The 16707-nt window shown below is 65.3% G+C and carries 14 protein-coding genes and 2 tRNA genes; 4 read left to right on the top strand and 12 right to left on the bottom strand.

The genetic code is table 11. The annotated features are described in order from the left end of the window. Window positions 1-13 precede the first annotated feature (13 nt). Window positions 14-949, top strand: a complete 936-nt coding sequence (locus HF203_RS13645) for a restriction endonuclease (RefSeq protein ID WP_210424783.1) — start codon at window positions 14-16, stop codon at window positions 947-949. On the opposite strand, the gene HF203_RS13640 is transcribed toward HF203_RS13645, so the two are convergent. Further along, window positions 928-2010: a competence protein CoiA family protein gene (locus HF203_RS13640; protein ID WP_168670602.1), complete on the bottom strand. Its 1083-nt coding sequence runs from the start codon at window positions 2008-2010 to the stop codon at window positions 928-930. The two genes, HF203_RS13645 and HF203_RS13640, sit on opposite strands and share 22 nt — an antisense overlap. Window positions 2011-2014: 4 nt before the next feature. On the opposite strand from HF203_RS13640, the gene HF203_RS13635 reads away from it, so the two are divergent. Next, window positions 2015-3019, top strand: coding sequence for a hypothetical protein (locus HF203_RS13635; RefSeq protein WP_168670600.1), 1005 nt, complete (start codon window positions 2015-2017; stop codon window positions 3017-3019). 108 nt (window positions 3020-3127) lie between these two features. Here HF203_RS13635 and HF203_RS13630 read toward each other — a convergent pair. The 10 genes from HF203_RS13630 to HF203_RS13585 form a co-directional block, all read right to left on the bottom strand. Then, window positions 3128-3204 (bottom strand) — tRNA-Pro (locus HF203_RS13630). 38 nt (window positions 3205-3242) lie between these two features. After that, the gene (locus HF203_RS13625; protein WP_005220610.1) at window positions 3243-3617 is read right to left on the bottom strand and encodes a MerR family transcriptional regulator; all 375 of its coding nucleotides are present in this window, start codon (window positions 3615-3617) and stop codon (window positions 3243-3245) included. After that, the gene (ihfA, locus tag HF203_RS13620) at window positions 3598-3897 is read right to left on the bottom strand and encodes an integration host factor subunit alpha (RefSeq protein WP_005220608.1); all 300 of its coding nucleotides are present in this window, start codon (window positions 3895-3897) and stop codon (window positions 3598-3600) included. The genes HF203_RS13625 and ihfA overlap by 20 nt, the downstream gene beginning before the upstream one ends. A 4-nt stretch (window positions 3898-3901) precedes the next feature. Beyond that, the gene (gene pheT, locus HF203_RS13615) at window positions 3902-6280 is read right to left on the bottom strand and encodes a phenylalanine--tRNA ligase subunit beta (RefSeq protein ID WP_168670598.1); all 2379 of its coding nucleotides are present in this window, start codon (window positions 6278-6280) and stop codon (window positions 3902-3904) included. 169 nt (window positions 6281-6449) lie between these two features. Continuing rightward, window positions 6450-7481, bottom strand: coding sequence for a phenylalanine--tRNA ligase subunit alpha (gene pheS / locus HF203_RS13610; RefSeq protein ID WP_168670596.1), 1032 nt, complete (start codon window positions 7479-7481; stop codon window positions 6450-6452). 271 nt (window positions 7482-7752) lie between these two features. Then, a complete protein-coding gene (gene rplT, locus HF203_RS13605) occupies window positions 7753-8109 on the bottom strand; it encodes a 50S ribosomal protein L20 (protein WP_168670594.1) in 357 nt (118 codons plus the stop codon). A gap of 27 nt (window positions 8110-8136) precedes the next feature. Next, complete coding sequence (gene rpmI / locus HF203_RS13600) at window positions 8137-8334, bottom strand: 50S ribosomal protein L35 (protein WP_168670592.1); 198 nt, start codon at window positions 8332-8334, stop codon at window positions 8137-8139. A 158-nt stretch (window positions 8335-8492) separates the two neighbouring features. Beyond that, entirely contained in the window at window positions 8493-9026 is a 534-nt protein-coding gene (gene infC, locus HF203_RS13595; RefSeq protein ID WP_168670590.1) for a translation initiation factor IF-3, read from the bottom strand. Window positions 9027-9091: 65 nt separating this feature from the next. Further along, on the bottom strand, window positions 9092-11008 hold the full coding sequence (gene thrS / locus HF203_RS13590; protein WP_168670588.1) for a threonine--tRNA ligase: 1917 nt from the start codon (window positions 11006-11008) through the stop codon (window positions 9092-9094). A 126-nt stretch (window positions 11009-11134) separates the two neighbouring features. After that, window positions 11135-11211, bottom strand: a tRNA-Val gene (locus HF203_RS13585). A 252-nt stretch (window positions 11212-11463) separates the two neighbouring features. Between HF203_RS13585 and HF203_RS13580 the strand changes: the two genes are divergently transcribed. Beyond that, on the top strand, window positions 11464-12987 hold the full coding sequence (locus tag HF203_RS13580) for a fumarate hydratase (protein WP_168670586.1): 1524 nt from the start codon (window positions 11464-11466) through the stop codon (window positions 12985-12987). Between the two features lie 63 nt (window positions 12988-13050). On the opposite strand, the gene HF203_RS13575 is transcribed toward HF203_RS13580, so the two are convergent. Further along, the gene (locus HF203_RS13575; RefSeq protein ID WP_168670584.1) at window positions 13051-13287 is read right to left on the bottom strand and encodes a BolA/IbaG family iron-sulfur metabolism protein; all 237 of its coding nucleotides are present in this window, start codon (window positions 13285-13287) and stop codon (window positions 13051-13053) included. Between the two features lie 1399 nt (window positions 13288-14686). Between HF203_RS13575 and HF203_RS13570 the strand changes: the two genes are divergently transcribed. Beyond that, the gene (locus HF203_RS13570) at window positions 14687-16267 is read left to right on the top strand and encodes a peptide chain release factor 3 (protein ID WP_168670583.1); all 1581 of its coding nucleotides are present in this window, start codon (window positions 14687-14689) and stop codon (window positions 16265-16267) included. Window positions 16268-16707 lie beyond the last annotated feature (440 nt).

Here is a 16707-nt window from a genome sequence, read left to right as displayed (position 1 = left end):
CCGATGACACACCATGCCCGAACATCCACTTATCAAGATGACCAATGGCAAGAAAAAAGCCGGCGTGACCCGCCAACGGGTCGGCAAGCTGATGCGGACGCTGTTCGAGATCCTGCAGGAACACCCGGACGGCATCCAGGCACAGACCGCCATCGCCGAACTCGAACAGCGCGTCCCGGCGACAGCGCACGAGAGCGGACACTACGCCTCGGGTGGTCGGCGCTATGAGAACATCGTGCGCTTTTCCACCGTCGACCTGGTCAAGGCCGGTTGGCTGCTCAAGGACAAGGGCATCTGGAGCGTGACCGAAACGGGCAAGGAGGCATTCGCGACATACCCGGACCCGACCGCCTTCTACAAGCGCGCCTGCGCACTCTACAAGGTCTGGAAATCGGCCCAGCCGGACCCGACCGATGACGACGCCGAGACGGTCGCGGACGCCGAGGTCGAGCAAGCCAGCCCGAACCAGACCTTCGAGCAGGCCGAAGAGGCCGCCTGGGACGACATCTGGGATTACCTCCAGCGCATCGACCCCTACAACCTCCAGCGGCTCGTCGCCGGGCTGCTGGAGGCCATGGGCTATCACGTCTCCTGGATCGCGCCGCCGGGCAAGGACGGCGGCATGGATGTGCTTGCCTGGACCGATCCGCTCGGCGCCAAGCCGCCGCGCATCAAGGTTCAGGTCAAGCGACGCAAGGACAGCATCGCCGTCGACGAGCTGCGCGCCTTCATGGCCGTGCTCAGTGACAACGACGTCGGGCTCTTCGTCACCACCGGCCGCTTCACCAAGGACGCCCACGATGAGGCCAGACTCCAGGAACGACGCAAGATCACCCTGATCGACCGCGAGCGCCTGGTGGAGCTGTGGATCCAGTACATGGACCGCCTGAGCGAGGAGTCGCGCCAGTTGCTGCCACTCAAGCCGATCTACTTCCTGGCGCCGTCCTGACCGCCTCCCTGGCCGAGCCCACGCGGCTCGGCCTCGCGCACCGCGCCGAGCCCCTCCAACTGTTGGATCAGGGCATCCTGGACGCCGACCGCGAAGACCCAGTTGCGGTATCGCGCTTGGTAGCGCCCGCCGAGTGAGCGCGCAATCGCCTTGATGATGGCGTTGACCTGCTCGTTGAACGGCGACCAGAGACAAAGCCCCCAGCCACGATCGACGAGATGGAGCGGCGTGCCGTACAAGCGATATCGAAGGCGTGTACCTCCCGCCGACGCCACCACCGGCTGATCGAGGGCCTTGGCCACCGCCTCGCAACGGGCTTGGTCGCGCAGCCTTTCCAGACCGGGATGGAACAGCCAAGCGCGATTGTCGGTTTGCTCCAGCAGCGCCGTGCGCAGGGTGTCCCAGGTCCAGAACGCATGGCGACCAGGATCGAGCCGGATCTCGAAGCAATGGATGCCGAAATCGGAGAGCGCGTTGCGCTTGTCCTCGTCGACGAGATGGGTCACGGCGATCTCGATGAACACCGGATGGGCCTCGTGCGTCGCCATGACGTCGATGCGGAAGTTGCCCACCACGACCTCTTGGCGCGGATCGCTCAGGTGCCAGACCTCGGCCGGATGGGACAGCGCCACCTCGCCGCGTCGACCATCATCCAGTTGGTGCGACTCGCGCGCCTCCAGCGCGGGGACGAGCACGGCGGCCTCGTCGACGATCAGTTGCTTGGCGGCCTTGTGCAAGGCGCTCTCGGCGCCGCCCTCACAGTCTTTACCGCTTGCATGCGCGAAGTGCCAGGCGCGAACCTCGCCCTGACGCGCGATCAGCAGTTCCCCGCAGGCGGGACAACAGCATTCGCACGCCTTACCACGCGCCACCTCGTCGACGGAGACGAGGCGACCGTTTTGATCGATACCGAAGGACTGGAGCAGATACATGGCTTCCATCGAAGACTCCCCGGCAACAGTGCCGTTGACGTTGAACACGAAGGCAAAGGTGACCGAGGCTGACGGCGCTGAACAGGATGCAAACCGGTTGGCTACCGGTTTCGATACAAGAGAAATCAATAAGATGGCAACCGCACTGGATAGGATCGCCGCCGGCTGGGATGAGCAGCAGAAGCGACCGATCCAGGTGTTGCGGGTCCTTTGCGAACTGGCCGCGCAGGAGCCAGAACGACTTCGGCCCGACATCGACGCGGAACAGTGGGGGTTTCTCGGAAGGGAGATCCTGGGCGGCATGAGCCGATTCAACGTCCCAGGAGCAGCGGGATGGGCGGTCGATCAGGAGAAGGTCAAGAGCCGGATGCAGGCACACTGGCCCAAGCTCGAGGCGATTTGGGAGCGACAACAGGAAAGCATCGAGGACGGCCTCGATGCAGCGGGAGTCGAACTCAGACCGGTGCTCTGGTCTTCGGTCAGCGCCGGAGGCTCTCCGAATCGTTACGGCTTCCGCTTCGACGCACGGCGAGCGACACGCGCTGGAGGATCGAGCCGCATTGGTCGTTTACCCCGAGTCGACTTGGAGTACCGTCTCCAAACGATATCAGGCAACCGGCTTATTCAATGGCTGTCGAATCAGGGCTTCTATCTCGGAGGGCGCGCGGGCAAGGTCTATGCAGGGATCAATCTCGCGCTGTTCCTGGCTGGGGTCTTGTTGCTCTGGGGCGTCTTCGTCGCGATGGGTCATGCGACGACGACCCTCGATCTTCTCAAGATCGCCATATCCTGGACGACGCTGCTGGGACTCGGCTATCTCGTCTTCGCTTGGCAGGTTCGTCTGGTCACCAACCGCGTCACGCTGGCTCCGAGCTTGTTGCAACCCCTCGCCTCCCGCTACGACGACTATCTGCTGGAGCTACGAGCGGATGAGGCGAAAGGACGGAACGCGCTCTATATGGTGCGCTATGTCGCCGACTGCCCGATTTGCGGCGACGAGGGACAGGACCAGATCTATATCGCCTCCGGCCGCCGGGAATTTCACGGTCGGCTCGTCGGGCGCTGTCGCCGCGCTCCGAACGAACACCTGTTCTCCTTCGATCACGTGACTCGACAGGGTCGATATCTACGTGACTGAACCGAGATCCGAACGAGGCTGACATCCCACCCCTTCGTATCGAAGCCAAGAGACCCAACAGACACAAAAAAAGCGGCCCTGCCAAAGCAGAGCCGCTTTTTTCGATTTTGGTCGGGGCGAGAGGATTTGAACCTCCGACCACCTGAACCCCATTCAGGTGCGCTACCAGGCTGCGCTACGCCCCGTGAAGAGACCGATATAGTATCGGGCTAGCGGTCTCTTGTCAACGCCTCAGGACCTGAAGGATCTCTTCGAGTTCCAGACGCATCTGCCGGAGCAGCTGATGCGTCTGGTTGAGGTCGTTGCGTGCGCCCTCGCCGCTGAGCTGCTGACGGGCGCCACCGATGGTGAAGCCCTGGTCGTAGAGCAGGTTGCGGATCTGGCGCACCATCAGCACGTCGTGGCGCTGATAGTAGCGGCGGTTGCCGCGCCGTTTCACCGGTTTGAGCTGGGGAAATTCCTGTTCCCAGTAGCGCAGCACATGCGGCTTGACGCCGCACAGCTCGCTGACCTCACCGATGGTGAAATAGCGCTTGCCGGGGATGGGCGGGAGTTCGCCCTCCCCCTGGCTGCCGACGCTACCTTTCGTTTCCGGCATAGGCTTCCACCCGCGATTTGAGCTTTTGGCCTGGACGGAAGGTGACGACGCGACGCGCGGTGATCGGGATCTCTTCCCCGGTCTTGGGGTTGCGGCCGGGGCGCTCCTTCTTCTCGCGCAGATCGAAATTGCCGAACCCGGACAGCTTGACCTGTTCGCCGCGCTCGAGCGCGGTGCGGATCTCCTCGAAGAACATCTCGACGATGTCCTTGGCCTCGCGCTTGTTGAGCCCCAATTCGTCGAACAGATGTTCAGCCATGTCGGCTTTGGTCAAAGCCATACCGTCAATCCCTCAATCGTGCGTCAAGTTCGGACGTCAACCGGGCCAGGATGCGGCCCACTGCGTCGTCGATCACTTCTTCGGTAAGTGTCTGAGAAGAAGCCTGTAAAATCAATCCCAAAGCCAGACTTTTTCGTCCTTTCTCGATGTTGTCACCGGCGTAGACGTCGAACAGCACCAGGTCGCGCAGCAGCTCGGAGCCGGCGGCGCGGGCGCAGGCGGCGACGGCGGCGAAGTCGACCTCGGCATCGATCACGATGGCGAGATCGCGACGGATGCTGGGGAAGCGCGAGATCGGGCTGAAGCGCGGCGCGACGCCGAGATCCAGCGGGGCCAGCTCCAGCTCGAAGAGGAAGGCGTTGCCGTCGAGGTCGAGTTCGGCGGCGAGCGCCGGGTGGAGCATGCCGATCCAGCCGATCGGCGCGCCGTCGCAGTCGATGCGCGCGCTCTGCCCCGGGTGCAGCGCCGGGTGGGCGGCGGCGACGAAGGCGAAGCGCTCGGGCGCGCCGGTGAGCGCGAGCAGCGCCTCGACGTCGGCCTTGAGGTCGAAGAAGTCGGCGGCGCGCTCACCCTGCCCCCACTGCTCGGGCGCCACCGCGCCGAGACTGAGGCCACCGATGGCCTCGCGCTGGGCCAGTCCCTCGGACTCGGGGATGAAGCGCAGCCCGCTCTCGAAGATGCGCACCCGCGCCTGCTGGCGCGCCTGGTTGTGGCGGGCGCACTGCAGCAGACCCGGCCACAGGCTGGTGCGCATGCAGGAGAGTTCGCTGCTGATCGGGTTGGCGAGCTTCAGCGGCTCGCGCTCGGGGTCGATGCGCGCCTGCAGCTCGGGGGCGACGAAGCTGTAGGTGATGACCTCGTGATAGCCGCGATCGACCAGCGCGAGTCGCGCGCGATCGGTCTCGAAGGCGCCCTCGGGCACCGGGCGCATGGCGCTGTTGGTGGTGGCCTGGCGCACCGGGATGTTGTCGTAGCCGTAGATACGACCGATGTCGGCGATCAGGTCGACCTCGTGGACCAGATCGAAGCGCGCGCTCGGCGGGGTGACGCGCCAGCCGCCCTCGACCGTCTCGAGCGTCATGCCGAGACGCTCGAGGATGTCGACGATGGTCTCGCGCTCCAGCTCGACGCCGAGCACCTGCCCCACCCGCGCCTCGCGCAGGGTGAGCGCGGCGCGTTGCGGCAGCGCCGACTCGGCCACCGCCTCGACCACCGGGCCGGGGGTGCCGCCGGCGATCTCCAGCAGCAGCGCGGTGGCGCGCTCGATCGCCTGGCGCTGCAGCTCGGGGTCGACGCCGCGCTCGAAGCGGTGCGAGGAGTCGGTGTGCAGGCCGTAGCTGCGCGCCTTGCCGCTGACGGCCAGCGGCGAGAAGAAGGCGCTCTCGAGGAGCACGTCGCGGGTGTCGGCGCCGACGCCGGAACCGGCCCCGCCCATGATGCCGGCGACGGCCAGCGGACGGCTGGCGTCGGCGATCACCAGGGTGTCGGCGCGCAGCTCGATCTCGCTGTCGTCGAGCAGCACGAGGCGCTCGCCGGGGGCGGCCATGCGCACCTGGATCTCGCCCTCGACGCGGGCGAGATCGAAGCCGTGCAGCGGCTGGCCGAGTTCGAGCAACACGTAGTTGGTGACATCGACCACCGGGGAGATGGCGCGCACGCCGCTGCGGCGCAGCCGCTCCTGCATCCACATCGGCGTGGCGGCAGCGGGATCGATGCCGCGCACCACGCGGCAGAGATAGCGCGGACAGGCCTCCTCGGCGAGCAGACGGACCTTGACGCGGTCGTCGCAGGCGGGCTCGACCGGGGCGAAATCGGGGCGGGTGAGCGCGGTGCGGTTGATCACCCCGACCTCGCGGGCGAGCCCGGCGATGCTCAGACAGTCGCCGCGGTCCGGGGTCAGGTCGACCTCGATGCAGTGATCGTCGAGCCCCAGCCAGGCGCGGAAGTCGGTGCCGATGGGCGCGTCCTCGGGCAGCGGCAGGATGCCCTCGGAGGACTCGGCGAGGCCGAGTTCGCTCGCCGAGCAGATCATGCCGAAGGACTGCACGCCGCGCAGCTTGGCCTTCTTGATCTTGAAGTCACCCGGCAGCCGCGCGCCGATGGTGGCCACCGGCACGCGCATGCCGGCGGCGACGTTGGCCGCACCGCAGATGATCTGCAGCGGCTCGTCGCCACCGACGTCGACGGTGCAGACGCGCAGCTTCTGGGCGTCCGGGTGCTGCTCGAGCGCCTGCACCAGACCGACCACGACGCCGCTGAAGGCGGCCGCGGCGGGCTCCACCGCGTCCACCTCCAGTCCTGCCATGCTGAGCTGATCGGCCAGAGTTTGAGTATCGACCGGCGGGTTGACCCACTCCCGCAGCCATGCCTCGCTGAATCGCATGTCCCGCTTTCCTGTGCTTCGGTCCCGGCGCGCGTCGGTGCCGGGGCCTCGATGAAGATGTTGGCGAAAGGCCGAGCGGCTCGGCGCTTTCCGTGGCACCCGCGGGTGCCGTCCCGAGCGGAGCGCGCCGCGCGCCTGGGCTCAGGCGCACGGCGCGCTCCAGCGCGCCTCAGGCGAACTGTCGCAGGAAGCGCAGATCGTTGTCGAAGAAGAGTCGGAGGTCGTCGATGCCGTAGCGCAGCATCGCCAGTCGCTCCACGCCCATGCCGAAGGCGTAGCCCTGGTGGCGGTCGGGGTCGATGCCGACGTGGCGGAACACCTCGGGGTAGACCATGCCGCAGCCCAAGACCTCGAGCCAGCCGGTGTGTTTGCACACCCGGCAGCCGTCGCCGCCGCACATCACGCACTGGATGTCGACCTCTGCGGAGGGCTCGGTGAAGGGGAAATAGGAGGGGCGGAAACGCAGCTCCAGATCGCGCTCGAAGAAGTTGCGCAGGAAGTCGTAGAGCACGCCCTTGAGGTCGGCGAAGCTCATCTGCTCGTCGACCACCAGACCCTCGACCTGATGGAACATCGGGGTGTGGGTCAGGTCCGAGTCGCAGCGATAGACGCGCCCCGGGGCGATGAGCTTGAGCGGCGGCGCCTGCTCCTCCATCACCCGCACCTGCACCGGCGAGGTGTGGGTGCGCAGCAGCAGCTCGGCGTTGAAATAGAAGGTGTCGTGCATCGCCCGGGCGGGGTGGTGCGCGGGGATGTTGAGCGCCTCGAAGTTGTGATAGGCGTCCTCGACCTCAGGGCCCTGCTCGACGGCGAAGCCGGCGTCGGTGAACAGCCGCTCGATGCGACGCAGCGCGCGGGTGACCGGGTGCAGGCCACCGGCGGGGATCCCTCGTCCGGGGAGGGTGACGTCGATGCGCTCGGCGGCGAGGCGGGCCTCGAGCGCGGCCTGTTCCAGCGCCTCGCGACGCGCCTCGAGCGCGCTCTGGACCTGCCCCTTGGCCTGGTTGATGCGCTGCCCGGCGACGGGGCGCTCGGCCGGCGGCAGGGTGCCGAGACGCTTCAGCAGCGCGGTCAGCTCGCCACTCTTGCCCAGATAGCGCACCCGCGCCTGATCGAGCGTGGCGAGATCGGGGGCGGCGGCGATAGCCGCGAGCGCCGTCTCGCAGAGGGTGTCGATATCGAGTCCGATTTCTTCTGCCATACCTGGATCTTCCGACAGGGGTGTCTGTTGAACGGCCTGCCAGCCCCATAACGCAAAAAGAGGGAAAGACCGGGGCCTTTCCCTCTTCCGTTCGGCGGCTACGCAGGCGGAATGGCGGCGAGCGCGGGGCGGGTCGCGAGCTCGGCGACGCACCCCTGGCGTTGTCGAGCGACCCGATCCCTGGAAACGTGTTGCAGACAGGCGCTCGTCACGCGCCCATACCGACCGCCGTCACCGGCGTGGTCGGCCGAGGCAGACCACGCCGCGCGCCTCAAGCCAGCGCTTCCTTCGCCTGGGTGGCGAGCGCGGCGAAGGCGACGCTGTCGTGGTAGGCGATATCGGCCAGCACCTTGCGGTCGACCTCAACACCGGCCATCTTCAGACCGGCGATCAGGCGGCTGTAGGACAGACCGTTGGCACGCGCAGCGGCGTTGATACGGGCGATCCACAGGGCGCGGAACTGACGCTTCTTCTGGCGACGGTCGCGATAGGCGTACTGGCCGGCCTTGATGACGGCCTGCTTGGCGACGCGATAGACCTTGCGGCGGGCACCGTAATAACCCTTGGCCTCGTTCAGAACCTTCTTGTGGCGGGCGCGAGCGGTAACACCGCGTTTCACTCGTGGCATGTGGAGTCTCCGGTTGGAATCAGCGGGTTAGCAGTAAGGGATCATGCGCAGCGCTGCACGCACATCCGACTTGTGGATGCGCTGCGGCGCACGCAGCTGACGCTTACGCTTGGTGCTCTTCTTGGTCAGGATGTGACGCCGGTGGGAGGCGTTGCACTTGACCGAACCGGATGCGGTGCGCGAGAAGCGCTTCGCGGCTCCGCGGTTGGATTTCAGCTTGGGCATTCGATACTCCGCTATTTGCTGATCTTTTGTTTTTACAGCGACGGCAACGGACCGACGTCGCCGTGACACCGCCCGTCGTCGGGGACGACGGGTGGGCAACGGCGACGCCGGGCGAAACGCTCTTCGGGGGAAGAGGATCGACGATCCGTGCGGTGTCGCTATTTCTTCTTGGGACCCAGCACCATCACCATCTGCCGCCCTTCCATCTGCGGCTGCTGCTCGACAGTACTGATCTCGGCCAGGTCGCTCTCCACGCGCCGCAGCAGCTCGAGCCCGATCTCACGGTGAGCATGCTCGCGACCACGAAAACGCATGGTGACCTTGGCCTTGTCCCCTTCCTGCAGGAAACGCGTCAGGTTGCGTAGTTTGACCTGATAGTCTCCCTGATCCGTTCCAGGACGGAACTTGACTTCCTTGACCTGAACCTGCTTTTGCTTCTTCTTGGCTTCGTTCTTCTTTTTCTTCTGATCGAAGAGAAAACGACCGAAGTCCATGAGCCGACACACCGGCGGATCGGCGTTAGGAACGATCTCGACCAGATCGAGTGACGCCTCCTGGGCGAGGCTGAGGGCCTCTCGCGTACTGACGACACCGACCTGGTTACCGTCCGCGCCGATCAGACGCACCTCCTGTACGTTGATTTCCTTGTTGACGCGGTTTCTCTTTGGTGCAGCGATAGCAGGTTCCTCCAAAAGCACAGATCACGAGCGATCGGGCATCAGGCAACGTCGATCGTCGTCCGCGCAGCCCGACCGGGTTAGGCGATTCGGTTTGTCATCTCCTCGCCTATACGCTCGACAAAGGCGTCGAGCTCGAGCGTTCCGAGATCTTGGCCCTTGCGGTCACGTACGGCGACGGAGCGGGTTTCAACCTCGCGGTCACCGACGACGAGCAGATAGGGCACCCTCTGCAGGGTGTGCTCGCGGATTTTAAAGCCGATCTTCTCGTTTCTCAAGTCGGTCTCGACGCGCAAGCCCTTTGCACGCAAGGTCTTAGCGACCTCGCCAACATAGTCGGCCTGGCGGTCGGTGATATTGAGCACCACCACCTGTACCGGAGCGAGCCACAGCGGCAGCAGGCCGGCGTAGTGTTCGATGAGGATACCGATGAAGCGCTCAACCGAACCGAGCACCGCACGGTGGATCATCACCGGGGTCTGCTTACTGTTGTCCTCGGCGATATAGTGCGCGCCGAGCCGGCCCGGCATCGAGAAGTCAACCTGGATGGTACCGCACTGCCAGGCACGACCGATACTGTCGTGCAAAGTAAATTCGATCTTGGGGCCATAGAAGGCACCCTCACCCGGCTGCACCCGGTACTCGAGCCCCTTGGCGTCGAGCGAGTGGGCGAGCGCCGCCTCGGCCTTGTCCCAGAGTTCGTCGCTGCCGACCCGCTTCTCGGGGCGCAGCGAGAGCGCCAGCTCGATGTTGTCGAAGCCGAAGTCGCGATAGGTCTCGAAGACCATGTCGATGAGGGTGGCGACCTCGGGCTGGAGCTGCTCCTCGGTGCAGAAGACGTGGGCGTCGTCCTGGGTGAAGCGGCGCGCGCGCATCAGCCCGTGGAGGGTGCCGGAGGGCTCGTTGCGATGGACCACACCGAATTCGGCCATGCGTAGCGGCAGGTCGCGATAGCTCTTCAACCCCTGGTTGTAGAGCTGGATGTGGCCGGGGCAGTTCATCGGCTTGATCGCGAAGTCGCGATCGTCGAGCTGGGTGGTGAACATGCTCTCGGAGAACTTCTCCCAGTGCCCGGAGCGCTCCCACAGCGAGCGATCGAGCACCTGCGGGGTCTCGACCTCCTGGTAGCCGTACTCTTCCAGCTTCTCGCGCATGTACTGCTCGGCGAGGCGGTAGACCACCCGGCCCTTGGCGTGCCAGAAGGCCATGCCCGGGGCCTCATCCTGGAAGTGGAAGAGATCGAGCTGCTTGCCGAGCTTGCGATGATCGCGCTTCTCGGCCTCCTCCAGACGACGCAGATAGGCCTTGAGTTCCTTCTTATCGCGCCAGGCGGTGCCGTAGATGCGCTGGAGCATGGCGTTGGCCGCATCACCGCGCCAGTAGGCACCGGCGAGCTTGGTCAGCTTGAAGCCGTTGCCGAGCTTGCCGGTGCTCGGCAGGTGCGGACCACGACAGACGTCGAACCAGTCACCCTGACGATAGAGGGTGATGGTCTCGCCTTCGGGGATGGCGTCGATGATCTCGACCTTGTAGTGCTCGCCGAGTTCGGCGAAGACGCGCTTGGCCTCCTCGCGCGACAGCTCCTCGCGCACGATCGGCAGGTTGCGCTTGACGATCTCGTGCATCCGCGCCTCGATCCGCTCGAGGTCGTCGGGGGTGAAGGGCTCGTCGCGGGCGAAGTCGTAGTAGAAGCCGTTCTCGATCGCCGGGCCGATGGTGACCTGGGTGCCGGGGTAGAGCTCCTGGACGGCCTGGGCCATCACGTGCGCGGCATCGTGACGGATCAGCTCGAGGGCGGTCTCCTCGTCCTTGCTGGTGACGATGGCGAGCTCGACATCGCGATCAATGCGATAGGAGGTGTCGACTAGCTCACCGTCGACACGGCCAGCAAGAGCAGCCTTGGCGAGACCGGGACCGATGGAAGCGGCGACGTCGTGAACACTGACCGGCGCGTCGAACTGACGCGTCGAGCCGTCGGGAAGGGTAATCTGGGGCATGCGCGGACCTTGGGTGTTCAGTGGTGATCGATACGAGGGATCACATGAAAAAAAACCGCCAGCCTCCTTCATCGTCGTCGCCACGCAAATGGGGCATACTGACGGCGGAGACTGACGGTCGGTGTTTGGTAGGCGCAATTGGACTCGAACCAACGACCCCCACCATGTCAAGGTGGTGCTCTAACCAACTGAGCTATGCGCCTGTCGTCGTGAGCCATGAATACTACAGACCTCCCGCCGGTCACGCAACCCCTTTTTTGAAAAAAATTGCATCTACCGTCATCGCGCTCCTCGCCCATGTAATGAACGCGCGCGCGTACGCGAAGCAGTGGAACCGACCCGATTGATATACTGCGCCCACAGAGCGCGCGCGCCGACACCGGCGGCCACTGCAACAGACGGGTACCGGCAACGACGGTGCCCCCTCCTCCACAGCCAAACAGCCACGAGAGACGATGACCACCATTCGCGAGTCTGACTTCGTCGAGAGCATCGCCGATGCCCTTCAGTTCATCTCCTACTACCACCCGCAGGACTACATCCGTGCCCTGACCGCCGCCTACGAGGCCGAGGAGTCACCGGCGGCCAAGGACGCCATGGCGCAGATCCTCGTCAACTCGCGGATGTGCGCCGAGGGCCAGCGCCCGATCTGCCAGGACACCGGCATGGTGGTGGTCTTCCTCAAGGTCGGCATGGAGGTGCGCTGGGAGACCGACAAGAGCGTGCAGGCGATGGTCGACGAGGGCGTGCGCCGCGCCTACACCCACCCCGACAATCCGCTGCGCGCCTCGATGGTCACGCCGCCGATCGGGGCGCGCAAGAACACCCGTGACAACACCCCGGCGATCGTGCACATGGAGCTGGTGCCGGGCGACAGCCTCGAGGTGAAGATCGCCGCCAAGGGCGGCGGTTCGGAGAACAAGTCCAAGTTCGCCATCCTCAACCCCAGCGACAGCCTGGTCGACTGGGTGCTGAAGACGGTGCCGACCATGGGTGCCGGCTGGTGCCCGCCGGGGATGCTCGGCATCGGTGTCGGCGGCTCGGCCGAGCAGGCGATGCTGATGGCCAAGAAGGCGCTGATGGAGCCGATCGACATCCACGAGCTGCAACAGCGCGGCGCCGAGGACGAGATCGAGGCGCTGCGTCTGGAGCTGATGGAGAAGGTCAACGCGCTCGGCATCGGCGCCCAGGGGCTCGGCGGGCTGGCGACCGTGCTCGATGTCAAGATCCACACCTACCCCACCCACGCAGCCTCCCTGCCGGTGGCGATGATCCCCAACTGCGCGGCCACCCGGCACGTCGAGTTCACCCTCGACGGCAGCGGCCCGGCCAGGCTCGAGCCGCCGCGCCTGGAGGACTGGCCGGCGCTGGAGTGGGACGGTGCCGCCGGCGCACGCCGGGTCGATCTCGACACCCTCACCCGCGAGCAGATCGCCGCGTGGCAGCCGGGCGAGCGCCTGCTGCTCTCGGGCAAGCTGCTGACCGGGCGCGATGCCGCGCACAAGCGCATCACCGAGATGCTCGCGCGTGGCGAGTCGCTGCCCGAGGGGGTCGACCTCACCAACCGCTTCATCTACTACGTCGGCCCGGTCGACCCGGTCGGTGACGAGGTGGTCGGCCCGGCCGGCCCCACCACCTCCACGCGCATGGACAAGTTCACCGAGCAGATGCTCGCCGAGACCGGGCTGATCGGCATGGTCGGCAAGGCCGAGCGCGGCCCGGCGGCGGTGGAGTCGATCGCACGACACGGCGCGGTCTATCTGATGGCCGTCGGCGGCGCAGCCTATCTGGTGGCCAAGGCGATCAAGTCCTCGCGCCTGGTCGCCTTCGAGGACCTGGGCATGGAGGCGATCCGCGAGTTCGAGGTCGAGGACATGCCGGTCACGGTCGCCGTCGACAGCCGCGGCGGCGCGGTGCACCAGAGCGGCCCGGCCGAGTGGCGCGCGCGCATCGGCAAAATCCCGGTCGAGACCGAGTAAGACGGGGTGGGCGGCGCCGCAAGGCGTCGCCCGGGTGCCGCGCAGGCGGCACCCGCCCTGCCCTCACCCCGCGGCGCGCTGCGCCGGGGTCAGGGTGCGGATCGAGATGGCGTGTAAGGCGCCGCTGGCGATCTCCGCCTTGACCGTCTCCATCACCAACCGCTGCTTGGCCAGCGGCGCCAGCCCCTCAAATCGCTCGCTGACCACCACCGCATCGAAGTGCTCACCATCGCCGGTAACCTCCACCTCGGCCTCGGGCATCCCCCGACGAATCAGATCGGCAACCGCTGTCGTCTCCACGTCTCGACTCCTGCGCAGGCTTGAGAATGAACGCGCGCCGGCTCGGCGCACCCGCCAGAGATTGGTGCGGCACGGCCCTGGCTCAAGCCAGCGGTCAGCGGTCAGCGGTCAGCGGTCAGCGGTCAGCGGTCAGCGGTCAGCGGTCAGCGGTCAGCGGTCAGCGGTCAGCGGTCAGCGGTCAGCGGTCACGAGGATTGAACCGCAAAGCCGCCAAGGGCGCGAAGAAGGGAAAGGGCAAGCAACAAGACGCTCATCCAAAGTCCCCCTTTAACAAAGGGTAATTCACAAAAATCACAAAAAATACAGATAGCTAGACCCGCTCTACGGACGATCGCTCACGCTCACACGCCCCCTTTGCCAAAGGGGAAACCTCGGCGAAATATTTCGACCGACGAAGCTGCGGGCTACGACCAGCAGGATTGAACCGCAAAGCCGCCAAGGGCGCGAAGAAGGGAAAGAGCAAGCAACAAGACGCTCATCCAAAGTCCCCCTTTAACAAAGGGGGATTTAGGGGGATTCACAAAAATCACAAATAATACAGATAGCTAGACCCGCTCTACGAACGATCGCTCACGCTCACACGCCCCTACCCCCTTTGCCAAAGGGGAAACCTCGGCGAAATATTTCGACCGACGAAGCTGCGGGCTACGACCAGCAGGATTGAACCGCAAAGCCGCCAAGGGCGCGAAGAAGGGAAAGAGCAAGCAACAAGAGGCTCATCCAAAGTCCCCCTTTAACAAAGAGGGATTTAGGGGGATTCATCAAAAAATGAAATAATACATACACTTATATTCAATCTTCGGGCAATCCCTCACGCTCACACGCCAAATCCCCCTGCCCCCTTTGCGAAAAAGGGGGCCTCGGCTCGATATTTCGACCGACGACTCTCGACATCTGCAGCCTCCAGTGCCGACCTACAGCCAACCGTCGCGTGACGAGGCGGCCCTTCCCCTCAGTGGGGACCTTTTCTACGCTTCGCGTTCTTCGCGCCTTGGCGGTCCGAATCAGCTACCAGCTACCAGCTACCAGCTACCAGCTACCAGCTACCCAGGGGATTGAACCGCAAAGCCGCGAAGAACGCGAAGGACGCGCAGAGAAGAAAGGCTTGCAGTCACCAGTCACCAGCTGCCACCCACCGTGGGAAGCCGGCACCACCGCCGAGACCTCGATTCCATCAAGTCTTCTTCGCGCCCTTCGCGGCTTTGCGGTTCGAATCAGCATCCAGCCTCCGGTCGGCGAAGCTGGTGTGCTTGATCGGCGATTGACGGGCAAGACGGTATCTTGGCGGTTCAACCATTTCCCAGCCCGATCGGCCAACCCGGCGGATGAACGCAACCGGGCCGCGGGGATATAATTGATGGTTTTCCCAGTCCGCAGCCAGCAACGCCAGACACCCCCTATGAGCGAGCTTCAAGCGCAACTCGACAAACGTCGTACCTTCGCCATCATCTCCCACCCCGACGCCGGTAAGACCACCCTCACCGAGAAACTCCTGCTGTTCGGGGGCGCGATCCAACTCGCGGGCACGGTCAAGGGGCGCAAGGCCGCCCGCCACGCCACCTCCGACTGGATGGAGCTGGAGAAGCAGCGCGGCATCTCGGTGACCTCCTCGGTGATGCAGTTCCCCTACGGCGAGGCCACCGTCAACCTGCTCGACACCCCCGGCCACGAGGACTTCTCCGAAGACACCTACCGCACCCTCACCGCGGTCGACTCGGCGCTGATGGTGATCGACGTGGCCAAGGGCGTCGAGGACCGCACCATCAAGCTGATGGACGTCTGTCGACTGCGCGCCACCCCGATCCTCACCTTCGTCAACAAGCTCGACCGCGAGGGTCGCGACACCATCGAGATCCTCGACGAGATCGAGGATGTGCTGAAGATCCAGTGCGCCCCGGTGACCTGGCCGATCGGCATGGGCAAGCGCTTCCGTGGCGTTTACGACCTACGCGACGGGCGCACCCATCTGTTCTCGGCCCAGCACGGCGGACGCATCGTCGAGGGCGAGGTGATCGAGGGGCTCGACAACCCGCGTATGGACGAGGTGCTCGGCGATCAGGCCGCAGAGCTGCGCGAGGAGCTGGAGCTGGTGGAGGGGGCGAGCAACCCGCTCGACCTCGAGGCCTACCGCGCCGGGCGCCAGACCCCGGTGTTCTTCGGTTCGGCGATCAACAACTTCGGCGTGCGCGAGCTGCTCGACGCCTTCGTCCAGTACGCCCCGCCGCCGCGCCCGCGCAACACCCTGCAGCGTCCGGTCGAGCCCGCCGAGGAGGGCTTCACCGGCTTCGTGTTCAAGATCCAGGCGAACATGGACCCCGCCCACCGCGACCGCGTGGCCTTCATGCGGGTGTGCTCGGGCTGCTACCGCAAGGGCATGAAGATGCGTCACGTGCGCATCGGTCGCACCATTCAGATCGCCAACGCCATCACCTTCCAGGCCGATGAACGACGCCACGTCGAGGAGGCCTGGCCGGGCGATATCATCGGCCTGCACAACCATGGCACCATCCAGATCGGCGACACCTTCACCGAGGGCGAAGAGCTCAAGTACGAGGGCGTGCCCTACTTCGCCCCCGAGCTGTTCCGCCGCGTGGTGCTCAAGGACCCGCTGCGGATGAAGGCATTGCAGAAGGGCGTGGTGCAACTCGCCGAGGAGGGCGCGACCCAGGTCTTTCGCCCGCTCAAGAACAACGACATGATCCTCGGTGCGGTCGGCGTGCTGCAGTTCGACGTCGCCGCCTACCGCCTCAAGGACGAGTACGGAGTCGACGCCATCGTCGAGGCCGTGAACGTCCAGACCGCGCGCTGGGTGAGCTGCGACGACGCCAAGCTGTTCGAGCGCTTCAAGGACAAGAACTACGAGTATCTCGCCCTCGACGGCGACGACCAGCTCGTCTATCTCGCCCCCACCCGCGTCAACCTCAGCCTCGCCGAGGAGCGCTGGCCCGAGGTCCGCTTCTCCGCCACGCGCGAGTTGTAAGTCCCCAACCGCAAAGACACAAAGCGCGCGAAGGCGTTGCAGGGGAGAGAGGTGCCTCGACGACGATGGCGCCACAGTCAGTCGCTGGAGGCGACTGACTGCGAGTGACGAGGTTTGCTTTGCGTGCTTCGCGTCTCGCGGTTCATGCCTCGAAGCTCGGCGCTCGCGCCCCGGTGTTGGGTTAACCGTCGACGAACGCCGCAGCTTCGTCGATGGCATGGTGGGCGGACGGTTAACCCAACCTACGAGATCAGCTCTCAGCCTCCAGCCTCCAGCCGTTGCGCAGGTGTCTGGAGGCGGTGTTTGAGGGGAGGCCACCACTGGTGGCTGGCGGCTGGTGGCTGGCGGCTGGCGGCTGGCGGCTGGGGGCACTTCTCTCCTTTGCGCCCTTGGTGTCTTTGCGGTTCGAATCAGCTTCCAGCGATCAGCATCCAGCCTCC

The sequence above is a fragment of the Marichromatium bheemlicum genome (genome assembly GCF_012276755.1).
Taxonomy (GTDB): domain Bacteria; phylum Pseudomonadota; class Gammaproteobacteria; order Chromatiales; family Chromatiaceae; genus Marichromatium; species Marichromatium bheemlicum.
The sequence above is the reverse complement of the archived record's forward strand: the minus strand, read 5'-3'. Positions and strand labels throughout refer to the sequence as shown.

What these genes read in the sequence shown, in the direction of transcription:
- rpmI (WP_168670592.1), bottom strand. Translation starts at nt 8,334, where the DNA reads ATGCCCAAGCTGAAATCCAACCGCGGAGCCGCGAAGCGCTTCTCGCGC.
- HF203_RS13570 (WP_168670583.1), top strand. Translation starts at nt 14,687, where the DNA reads ATGAGCGAGCTTCAAGCGCAACTCGACAAACGTCGTACCTTCGCCATC.
- pheT (WP_168670598.1), bottom strand. Translation starts at nt 6,280, where the DNA reads ATGCGATTCAGCGAGGCATGGCTGCGGGAGTGGGTCAACCCGCCGGTC.
- pheS (WP_168670596.1), bottom strand. Translation starts at nt 7,481, where the DNA reads ATGGCAGAAGAAATCGGACTCGATATCGACACCCTCTGCGAGACGGCG.
- HF203_RS13580 (WP_168670586.1), top strand. Translation starts at nt 11,464, where the DNA reads ATGACCACCATTCGCGAGTCTGACTTCGTCGAGAGCATCGCCGATGCC.
- HF203_RS13625 (WP_005220610.1), bottom strand. Translation starts at nt 3,617, where the DNA reads ATGCCGGAAACGAAAGGTAGCGTCGGCAGCCAGGGGGAGGGCGAACTC.
- rplT (WP_168670594.1), bottom strand. Translation starts at nt 8,109, where the DNA reads ATGCCACGAGTGAAACGCGGTGTTACCGCTCGCGCCCGCCACAAGAAG.
- thrS (WP_168670588.1), bottom strand. Translation starts at nt 11,008, where the DNA reads ATGCCCCAGATTACCCTTCCCGACGGCTCGACGCGTCAGTTCGACGCG.
- HF203_RS13645 (WP_210424783.1), top strand. Translation starts at nt 14, where the DNA reads ATGCCCGAACATCCACTTATCAAGATGACCAATGGCAAGAAAAAAGCC.
- ihfA (WP_005220608.1), bottom strand. Translation starts at nt 3,897, where the DNA reads ATGGCTTTGACCAAAGCCGACATGGCTGAACATCTGTTCGACGAATTG.
- HF203_RS13635 (WP_168670600.1), top strand. Translation starts at nt 2,015, where the DNA reads ATGGCAACCGCACTGGATAGGATCGCCGCCGGCTGGGATGAGCAGCAG.